The organism is Seonamhaeicola sp., assembly GCF_028281565.1.
GTDB lineage: Bacteria > Bacteroidota > Bacteroidia > Flavobacteriales > Flavobacteriaceae > Seonamhaeicola.
The window spans coordinates 186,215-195,714 of record NZ_JANQJQ010000005.1 but is presented as its reverse complement, the minus strand read 5'-3'; the positions used below and the strand labels follow the sequence as shown (position 1 = coordinate 195,714).

Genomic DNA, 9,500 nt, shown 5'->3' with positions numbered 1-9,500 from the left:
GGTAGCAACCATCGCCATTAACGTAAAAGTGGTAAAGAATTTGGCTTCTTCACCTGTAAATCCTAAAGCTATCCCGTAGGCAATTATGGTATCTCCTGCAATCACTTCAGCGCCCACGTAAACGAACAAGGTTAGTACGCCCAGCCATAGATGCGGAAATTGGAATATATTTGTTTTTACTGTGGTTCCAGTAGTTGTCTCGTCCGATTCACTGGCTTCTACATGTGGTAATGGCGCTTTTCTGATTAATAAACCTAAAACAAGTAATACTACTGCCATTGTGATATATGGGGTAAACACGCTATCGGCCATGGTATCCAATAGTGCATTCTTTTCTTCTATGGATACCGTGCTTAGTTTTTCCCTGACCTCGTCAATGCCCGATAATAACAAAGCTCCAAAGATCAAGGACCCCAAGGCGCCTGCTGTTTTATTGGCTATACCCATGATAGCAATACGCTTGGCGCCGCTCTCTATGGGACCCAATATGGTAATGTAGGGATTGGCTGCCGTTTGTAAAATGGTCATGCCTGTACCCTGGATGAAGATGGCCAGCAAAAAGACCGAGTACGTCCGGGCCTCTGCTGCAGGAATAAATACCAAGGCGCCTATCGCCATTATTATAAGACCAATAGACATGCCTTTTCTGTAGCCTACCCTGGTAAGCAAATAGGACGCCGGTAAGGCCATCACAACAAAACTGATATAAGAGGCCGAGGCTACCAAATAGCTCTGTGCCTCAGTTAGCTCATTAATGGTCTTCATAAAGGGGATCAACGCTCCGTTGACCCAGGTTACAAATCCGAATATGAAAAATAAACCGGCTATTATTAGTATAGATAAAGTGTGTTTTTGTGTTCCTGACATCTTTAATATTTAGAAAGTGTGTTTGATTTTAATCCACAAATAAACAAGCCGGAGCATAAAAAAAGGGGTATTAAAAGGGGTAATAAGTTTTAAAAAAACTTATTTTTTAGAAAAGTATCTTAATGTTCTTAAAAAAAGGGGATTCAATATAATATGAAAACCATTTTATCAGAAGAAATGAACAGAAGCTATACCTGTTTAAAACCCGGACAGGCTCATATAAAATCTAGTCTTAAAGCTTAACACAAATTAAATCACTAATACCTTTTCAGGTACCATTACTGATGGGAACGGAAAAATCCTATCTGGCCAGACTTTGGAGGCGTTTCTCATATCAGTATCCCATGTTCCTTTATTTTTGGTAGGGTGAACTGTGTCTCAGGAGCCAGGGAGATACGTCCGTAGATAAAAGTTTTAAGTAAAACAGTCTCCTGCCTAGTAAGTGCCCACCCTAATGCAGGGCTACCCAATCAGCTTGGAGCCTATGATCAAACAGCAGAAGAATTTGCCAACATGATGGTTCAGGGGGTTGCAAATAATGGACTGGTCAATATTTTGGGAGGATGTTGTGGAACAACTCCACTTCATAGGGTACTACATACTGGTGCCAGGTACGTTTACGAGTCTTTCCATAACCTTGAGCCTTGATTATGGCTTCTATAAGACTAAGTATGATGTCTGCTAAGGTGTCTTGTTTAGGCATAACATTGATTGATTATATCTGTGACTATTACTTTCTGATACAAAAAGTAATATATCAATACCTATCTTTCTTTAAAAATTAAAGACACAAAATTTATAATTAATTATTAATTTCATTATTTAAATTTTCTTTTAATCATCCTAAACAATTTGGGCAGGTTTATTTTAAAACCTTTCCCTTCATATTCCTTTATTGTAACAATTTCACCTAAAACTCTTTCTTCATTTTGTGGTTTCATCGATTGTTCTTCCAAAAGAACTCTTTGCTGATAATTTGTTAAATTCAAAGAGTTTATAGTCGCGTCCTTAAGTTGGATCATAGATTGACTTAGTAATAATTGAGACTTTAAAAAATGAATATTAGACATTAACTGTTTTACCCCAACATCATCAAAGCTAGTTGTATACTTTTCCAAATCAGGGATTTCAGGTAATGATAAATAAATATTCAATGCACTATTAATTTGACTTAAAGCCTCTTCTGAATCTTTTGGGATTACAGTAAACAGTACTCCTCTAGCTTCCTCCTTTATCGAAGTCTCTGCATCAATACCTATGTCCTGTAAAAACTTTGAAAAGTAAATTAAGTACTGCTCGCAAGGCTCTTTTAGTTCACTCGGAAAGTTAAAAATTCTTGAAATGGAGTTTCTCCGATTTTCAATAGTTATTTCCTCCTGAATTACCTTATTTATATCTAAAAAATCGGACAACAATATATCTAACAGCTCACCAATATTTGCTGAGGTATCTTCTATCCTTAATGACAAAGTCACCATATCATGGTCATTTGTATTAGTTTTATAAAATGACCCGAAAATACCCTTTTCCCTGCATTTTAATTCAAATTTATTGAAATAAGCTTTTATCGAGCATAATTCGTTCCAATTAATTATATCTATTTCAACCTCAATTTTAGCTATTATAGCTAATCGTTCTTCATCAATATCTTGAAAAGGATAAGGAAACTCAATATTGAAGGATGCCGGTCCAGCCATCCAGCTTATATGGTCTTTTAGATTAAAATTAATAGGTATAGATAATTTATGTATTAGTTCATCAGTACCCTCAAAATCACTAACACTGCAACCAAAAAACATGTTCCTCTTATCTTTATTTACTGTAATATGATATGTGGTTTTTTCTTTTTGGGTATCAACCCATAGGACATAAGCTAGTCCAAAATGTTCACCGTATAAGTATACGTCAGTTCTATTTAAAAATCTTTTTTTTATCTCAAACGAAACTTTTTCTTTCATGCGATCAATTAAAATAATAAATAGTATCTTGAATCAATTACTTTCCGATACAATATGTAACTTTTCTTTATTTACAGACCTTTTGCTAATTTGAGACACAAATAAGACATAAAAATAATTTGTTAATAAAATTCGTGCTAGAATTTAGCAATTTTTATCTGAAACCTATGAAACTCGGTTTAAAATTTGAAGATACTGATATAATATCATTAATAATGATAGATTTCATCACAGTTCTTTAGTATAAGTATTTTTTAATTCCAGATTCCATTAGATTCTGTTAGAATGACTGGAGAATTATCAGTTATAAGTATCGTCTGTTCATGTTGAGTGACGTATCCTCCTTTATTTCCTACGAGTGTCCAGCCATCATTTAATCCAACAGCTATCGTCGAATTCGTTGATATAAAAGTTTCAATGGCGACAGTCGTATTCTTTTTAAATCTTTTTCGATTGGTTCTTACCCTGTAGTTTAAAATATTATCAGGTTCTTCGTGTAAACTTCTGCCTACCCCATGACCAGCTAAATTTTTGATGACTTTAAATCCTGATTTTTTAGCTTCGGTTTCTATCAAATAGCCAATTTCAGAAATCTTAACTCCTCCTTTGATATTTTGAATAGCTTTATATAAAATTTGTTTTGATGCATCTACAAGAGGTTGATGATTATGTATGTCTTTTCCAAGTACAAAAGAGCCTCCATTATCAGACCAAAAGCCATTTAGTTCCGCAGACACATCAATATTAATTAAATCGCCTTCCTTTAATATTTTTTTCTCTGATGGTATTCCGTGAGCTACTTCTTCATTTACACTTATACAAGAATAACCAGGGAATCCATAAGCTTCGTAAGGTGCAGATTTAGCACCATAACTTTTTAAAATATTGCCTCCATATTCATCTAATTCTTTAGTTGACATGCCAACTTTGGCATATTCTCTCATCAGTTTTAGTGTAGTTCCAACAACCTCACTAATTTTTTTCATTCCGATTAGCTCAGATTCTTTTGTAATTGACATTTTTAAAAATTTCTATATTCAGATGGTGTAATCTTTAATTTTTTTTTGAAAAAATTGCTAAAATGTGAAGGTCCATCAAATCCTAAATTGTAAGCAATCTCAGATATTGCCCAAGTACTGTGCCTTAACATAATCCTTGCCTCTTTCAATAATCTATCAGTTATAAGTTCAGATGTTGTTTTTTGTGTAATTGATTTGATAGATTTATTCAGATGATTAACATGAATGGCCATTTGATTGGCAAAATCAGAAGCAGTACGTAATTTTATTCCATCTATTGTATTTCTTATGGGATATTGACTTTCTAAAAGTTCATAAAATAAAGAAGTAATCCTATTTGCTGCATTTACCCTATCATGAGATATTTTTTTGGTGGGACGCATTTTTAAAGCGTCGTGAATTAGCTGAATTGTTAAATTCCTTAGTGCATTATCCTTAAATTCGAAGTCCGATTTCTTTTCATCTGTCATTTGCGAAAAGATTTTTTCAAGCCTAACGGCTTCAGATTTCTTTAATTCAAAAACAGGGTAACCATTTGGCGTGAAAAAAGGATATTTCTTTAAGTCACCATAATTAGTAAAAAATGACTCTGAGAAAATACAACTATAACCTGTTTGAGTAGACCCTAATACTTCCCAGTTATAAGGAATAAGAGGACTGGTAAATAGTAAACCATGTTCTAAAATCTCAAAACTCTTATCAGCATAATGTATTTTACTTTTTCCGTTAACAAGACATATTTTGAAATAATCTTTTCGACCATATACAACATTATTTTTATCATCATCAACATGATCTCCAATACGAAGCACATTAAAATGTCCTTCCTCATGGCTCAAATCAATCGATTTAAGAAAAGGCCTATTAGCGTAATATTCTTCTAATGTCTCTGGTTTGTCCATGTTATACCATATCCTTAACAGCTTCCTAAAAGTAGCAAAATTATTGAATAGCCTCATACTCTATGGAGAAAATATAGATAGCCAGAATCAAAATAAACTAGATTCTGGCTAATTTCTTTGACACCTATTTTATTATGAAATAAACTTATTTCGGATAACGTGTTCAAGTGTTGTTGGCGTATTCGCTTCGTATGTTCGAGGTGTGGCATAGGCACCATTGGGATCTCCCAATGCCTTATATAGGTCAATTAGTTCTTTTTGTACGGTATCATTAGCGCCAAACTCTGCGAATTGATTTTTTATATCATCATAAGATACCTGCTTGTATACAATCTCCTGTTGTAATTCTGCTGAGAAAATATCGGCAGCTTCCTGAAGCGTAATATTGCGTGGCCCCATAATATTTCTAGGCCATTGTCCTGCCCAATGCTCGTCCATAAGGTATTCCGCTGCTATATCTCCAATATCATCTGCACTTACAAAAGGAATATCATGGTCTGTAGCATAAGGAAAGGAAAAATTACCATTGTTAAAAATTTGGTCCTTTTGTAACAAGAAGTTTTCCATAAAATAACCTGGTCTTAAGAAAACCACATTTGAGGCAACTTTTTTAAAGGCTTTCTCCATGTTTCCCACGTAAGTTACTGTACCTAGGTGATCTGCAGCCCCTGCACCAAGAGAAGAAAGAGCAACCACACGAGGAATCTTATTTTCTTTAATAGCTGCAACACCCGCAGCTATGATCTTATCATACCACTCTCTTAAGCTGGACACTCCAAGTACAGGTGGTACAAGCCAGAATAATGCATCTGCTCCTTTTGTGTGTGCAACAACCTGTTCTACGTCACTCATATCTACTTCATAAGAAGTTGAATTTGGGATATTCATATTTTCTAAGGGGTCTAATTTATTTCCCAACAATACAGCTGAATGATTTGACGCTGCTACCTTTTTTGCGATACGGCTGCCCACATTGCCTGCAGCAGCCCCGATTACTATTTTCATAATATTATTGTTTTGATTTATCATTAAACATTTTATTGACATCTTTATGACTTCCCATAGCAGATACCGCCATAGGGTTCCAATACTCCCTATAATGGATGATTTTTCCATTTTTGAGGGTAAAGCGCGCAACATAGTCCTGTTTGTACAACTGATTAGTTGATGGAATGACAACTTCTCCATGAAATTCTGCCCATACAAAATTGTTCTTCGTAGTGTAACTTTTCACCTTAGAGAATGCTATATTCGGCATATTGGAAAGAGCTCCCTTCAAATAATTGCCGTACTGTGTTTTGTTTAATGTTGAAGGTGTACCTAAAGAATAAGCATATGGATATTCAATAATGGCTTCATCATCAAAAAGTTCAAGTACATTTTCAGTACCTAGATTGAATGCTTCCAATAAGTCCAGGACTATCTTTTCTTGTTTTTCATCAATTGTTTTAGTTTGTTTTTTTTGGGCTTGAACCGAAAACGAATTTGTAAAAAATACCGCAAATAAGATTGCTAGTATTGAATTGAATGTTTTTGTTTTCATCTTGTTATTTTTTTAAAATTTCTAATTGTTTTACAAATTTAGGTTCACTTGGCAGCTTTTAGTTTGAAAGAATCAAAGCGTTACTTGCATAAATCAATCAATGGAATTTTCTTTACCTTATATCTACAGAAATCTTTAACTTTTTCAATCAGTATAAAACCAATAGCAGTTGAGTTTACCCCAACGGCTATTGGTTTAAATGGGACTTATTAAACACAATATTGGCAACAAAAATTTTCGTTGGCAAGTCTATTTTAGTTAAATGATTGCCTGAACTCCAATGGAGTGCGTTTAGTTTTTAATTTAAAAAATTTACTGAAGGATTGCGGGTGCTCGAAACCTAAAGTATAAGCAATTTCATTTACCGACAGGCTGGTTGTAGACAATTCCTCCTTGGCTTTTTCAATCAGTTTTTCGTGAATGTGCTGTTGCGTATTTTGTCCGGTAAGCGATCTAAGTAGGCTCCCCAAATAACTTTGTGAAACATTCAATTCTTCGGAAACATATTGTACAGATGGTATACCTTTAATTTCTAAATTATTATTATTAAAGTAATCCGCCAACAGCTTTTCCAACCTTTCTAAAATTTGATGATTGGTCTTTTCCCTTGTTATGAATTGACGATTGTAAAACCGTTCCGAATAGCTGAGTAAATTTTCAATGTGCGTACAAATAATTTGTTTGCTAAATTTATCTATGCCCGTTTGGTACTCCTGCTGAATGTTTTGAATAATACTGTTTATGGTGGATTCTTCCTTGGGTGAAAGAAACAATGCTTCGTTTACGGCATAATTAAAAAAATCGTATTGCTTGATTGTTTTTGCCAATGTCTTGCCCCAAATAAATTCTGGATGAATAAGTAATAGCCATCCTGAATTTACTGGTATATGGTTTTTGTCAACCTCCACACGAAATATCTGGTTTGGTGCCATAAAAAACAGTGAACCTTCGTCAAAATCGCATTCCTGATGACCATATTTAAACTTGGTGTGGGATGATTTTTTTAAAGAAATAGAATAAAAATCAAGTACCCAACTCAGTGCATTTTTTTCATCCAAATGCTTGATAGAAGTGTAGTCTATTACACTGATTAAGGGGTGTTCCGGTAATGGCAAACCTCTGAATTTATGAAAATCACTAATCGTTTTAATTCTATGTATATTTTTGTTTTCCATATTCGATAAAGGTAATTATTGCTGGTTGTATATGACCGCAAATTCTTTAGCAAAATCAGAGAGTTTTACTTTGCCGAATGTGGGTTTGTGTACGTAGAAGTCTTCATAAATACTACCAGATCGTTGAGACGCTTGCATAGTAACATAATCTTTAGCAATCTGCTTATTCATTCCAAATTTTAGCAAACTATCCAAATACTGCTCATCGGTTACTGTTACCCATTTTAAATCAGGTTTCCCAATAGCTTTTCCCAATGTTTCTGCAATTTCATTAGCTGAAACTTCATCACTGGCTACATAGCGAATTTTTCTTTGGTCAAACGGAAGGTCGAATTCTTCCGCAATCACAGTGGCAATATCATAAGGTGAAACCCAGGGTTCTTTCTCTTGATTGCCAAAATTAGAAATGATAATACCTTGAGATTTAATACTTGGAATTTGACCAAATAAATTCACATAGAATCCAACTGGTCGAATGAATTTAATGACTATATTTTCGGGAAGTTGGTTCATTATATTTTCTGCTAAATGATGGAACTTCAAGATGCCCACACCTTTAGAAGTATGAGCTCCAATGCTACTCAAATGAATCACCTTTTTTACAGCAGAATACTCGATTGCCTGTTTATAATTATTAGCAATTTTGTCGATGTATTGTAGATAATCAAAATCTGGATTAAAGAAGCCAAATGTTTCCATACAATACACCGCATCCGCACTTTTGAAAACTTCAGTCAGAAAAGATACGTCTTCCATTGAACCTATGGCAGCTTTTGCTCCTAATTTTTCAATGTCTTTTTGTCTTTCAGTATTGCTACTTATAACCGTAACAGAATGTCCTTTTACAATTAATTCTTCCGTAAGAGGTCTACTAATATTGCCCAATGAGCCTGTTAAAACGATATTCATTTTTCTATCTTTTTTCATTAATACAAAATTGCAATGTTATTAAACAACAGATGTAGCCAAAATGATTTTTGTTGTAGTCAAAATGAAAGGTTTTTCAAACCGTTACTAATCATTGAACCTCAAGCCCTATTTTTATATCTTTTGTCAGCTCAATTTGTTTCCATAATGTTCATCAGTTATAGGATTTTCTAAATTCTAATGGAGTGAGTTTAGTCTTTGATTTAAAAAACTTACTGAAGGATTGTGGGTGCTCGAAACCCAAAACATAGGCAATTTCGCTTACAGACAGGCTGGTTGTGGACAATTCTTGCTTGGCTTTTTCTATTAACTTATGATGAATATGCTGTTGAGCATTTTGTCCTGTGAGTGAGCGTAACATATCACTTAAATAACTTGGAGATACGTTGACCTGTTTGGCTAAATAGTGAACAGAGGGTAGTCCTATGTTTAATGGTTTTTCGCCATTGAAATAATTATCTAGAATTTCCTCTAGCTTTGACAAAAGATCTCTGTAAACAGCTTTGTGTGTGATAAACTGCCGGTTGTAAAATCGATTACCGTAGTTTAGCAACAATTCTATTTGGGAAATAACCACATCATGACTAAAATCATCTATTCTGCTTTTTAATTCATCTTCGATGATTTCAAAAATAGACATGATGGTTTCTTTTTCTTTGGCCGAGAGATGTAACGCTTCATTTGCGGCATATGAAAAAAAACCATATTGTTTTATTTTTTTAACCAATGGGTAAGTCAATAAGAAATCAGGGTGAATAAAAAAGATATAACCCGAAGCGGAACTCTTGGGGCTTTCAAAAACCTGATTTGGGGAGGTAAAAATCAATCCACCTTCGCCAAAGTCGTAGTAATTTTGACCGTATCTTGCTTGTCCACAAAGTGTTGTTTTATAAGCAATTTTATAAAAATTTAAAACAAAGAAATCAAATGACTCCTCTGTTGGGACAGAGATTTCTTCAATATCTATAAAACTTATCAAGGGGTGAGCAGGCTTTGGTAAACCAAATGCACTATGGAAGTCAGATAACGAATCAAATTTTCTAGGTATGTTTTCTTCTTTTTTCATTTTTAGTAGTTAGAAAACAACAACCGATAAGATACTAATTATC

At 34.1% G+C, this 9,500-nt stretch carries 10 protein-coding genes and 1 pseudogene; 1 reads left to right on the top strand and 10 read right to left on the bottom strand.

Annotated elements, in window-relative coordinates; genetic code table 11:
• The coding region (locus tag Q0983_RS01875) for an MFS transporter (RefSeq protein ID WP_299547901.1) at nucleotides 1-867 on the bottom strand (867 nt) is incomplete at its 3' end.
• Nucleotides 868-1,272: 405 nt separating this feature from the next.
• On the opposite strand from Q0983_RS01875, the pseudogene Q0983_RS21355 reads away from it, so the two are divergent.
• Nucleotides 1,273-1,395: pseudogene (locus tag Q0983_RS21355) on the top strand (homocysteine S-methyltransferase family protein); the annotation flags it as partial.
• Between the two features lie 19 nt (nucleotides 1,396-1,414).
• Here the strand turns inward: Q0983_RS21355 and Q0983_RS01870 are convergent.
• The 9 genes from Q0983_RS01870 to Q0983_RS01830 form a co-directional block, all read right to left on the bottom strand.
• Nucleotides 1,415-1,570, bottom strand: coding sequence for a hypothetical protein (locus Q0983_RS01870; RefSeq protein WP_299547898.1), 156 nt, complete (start codon nucleotides 1,568-1,570; stop codon nucleotides 1,415-1,417).
• Between the two features lie 115 nt (nucleotides 1,571-1,685).
• On the bottom strand, nucleotides 1,686-2,825 hold the full coding sequence (locus Q0983_RS01865; RefSeq protein ID WP_299547895.1) for a hypothetical protein: 1,140 nt from the start codon (nucleotides 2,823-2,825) through the stop codon (nucleotides 1,686-1,688).
• A 254-nt stretch (nucleotides 2,826-3,079) separates the two neighbouring features.
• Complete coding sequence (gene map, locus Q0983_RS01860) at nucleotides 3,080-3,844, bottom strand: type I methionyl aminopeptidase (RefSeq protein WP_299547891.1); 765 nt, start codon at nucleotides 3,842-3,844, stop codon at nucleotides 3,080-3,082.
• Nucleotides 3,845-3,846: 2 nt separating this feature from the next.
• Nucleotides 3,847-4,746, bottom strand: coding sequence for a helix-turn-helix transcriptional regulator (locus tag Q0983_RS01855; protein ID WP_299547888.1), 900 nt, complete (start codon nucleotides 4,744-4,746; stop codon nucleotides 3,847-3,849).
• A 132-nt stretch (nucleotides 4,747-4,878) separates the two neighbouring features.
• A complete protein-coding gene (locus Q0983_RS01850) occupies nucleotides 4,879-5,862 on the bottom strand; it encodes an NAD(P)H-binding protein (protein ID WP_299547885.1) in 984 nt (327 codons plus the stop codon).
• Complete coding sequence (locus Q0983_RS01845; RefSeq protein ID WP_299547882.1) at nucleotides 5,756-6,289, bottom strand: nuclear transport factor 2 family protein; 534 nt, start codon at nucleotides 6,287-6,289, stop codon at nucleotides 5,756-5,758. The genes Q0983_RS01850 and Q0983_RS01845 overlap by 107 nt, the downstream gene beginning before the upstream one ends.
• 254 nt (nucleotides 6,290-6,543) lie before the next feature.
• Complete coding sequence (locus Q0983_RS01840) at nucleotides 6,544-7,464, bottom strand: response regulator transcription factor (RefSeq protein WP_299547879.1); 921 nt, start codon at nucleotides 7,462-7,464, stop codon at nucleotides 6,544-6,546.
• Between the two features lie 15 nt (nucleotides 7,465-7,479).
• Entirely contained in the window at nucleotides 7,480-8,391 is a 912-nt protein-coding gene (locus Q0983_RS01835; protein ID WP_299547876.1) for an NAD(P)H-binding protein, read from the bottom strand.
• A gap of 154 nt (nucleotides 8,392-8,545) precedes the next feature.
• A complete protein-coding gene (locus Q0983_RS01830) occupies nucleotides 8,546-9,457 on the bottom strand; it encodes a helix-turn-helix domain-containing protein (protein ID WP_299547873.1) in 912 nt (303 codons plus the stop codon).
• Between the last annotated feature and the right edge of the window lie 43 nt (nucleotides 9,458-9,500).

Bases quoted from the DNA above. Each gene is read 5' to 3' on its own strand.
- Q0983_RS01870 (WP_299547898.1), bottom strand. From the start codon at position 1,570: ATGCCTAAACAAGACACCTTAGCAGACATCATACTTAGTCTTATAGAA.
- Q0983_RS01865 (WP_299547895.1), bottom strand. From the start codon at position 2,825: ATGAAAGAAAAAGTTTCGTTTGAGATAAAAAAAAGATTTTTAAATAGA.
- map (WP_299547891.1), bottom strand. From the start codon at position 3,844: ATGTCAATTACAAAAGAATCTGAGCTAATCGGAATGAAAAAAATTAGT.
- Q0983_RS01855 (WP_299547888.1), bottom strand. From the start codon at position 4,746: ATGGACAAACCAGAGACATTAGAAGAATATTACGCTAATAGGCCTTTT.
- Q0983_RS01850 (WP_299547885.1), bottom strand. From the start codon at position 5,862: ATGGAAAAATCATCCATTATAGGGAGTATTGGAACCCTATGGCGGTAT.
- Q0983_RS01845 (WP_299547882.1), bottom strand. From the start codon at position 6,289: ATGAAAACAAAAACATTCAATTCAATACTAGCAATCTTATTTGCGGTA.
- Q0983_RS01840 (WP_299547879.1), bottom strand. From the start codon at position 7,464: ATGGAAAACAAAAATATACATAGAATTAAAACGATTAGTGATTTTCAT.
- Q0983_RS01835 (WP_299547876.1), bottom strand. From the start codon at position 8,391: ATGAAAAAAGATAGAAAAATGAATATCGTTTTAACAGGCTCATTGGGC.
- Q0983_RS01830 (WP_299547873.1), bottom strand. From the start codon at position 9,457: ATGAAAAAAGAAGAAAACATACCTAGAAAATTTGATTCGTTATCTGAC.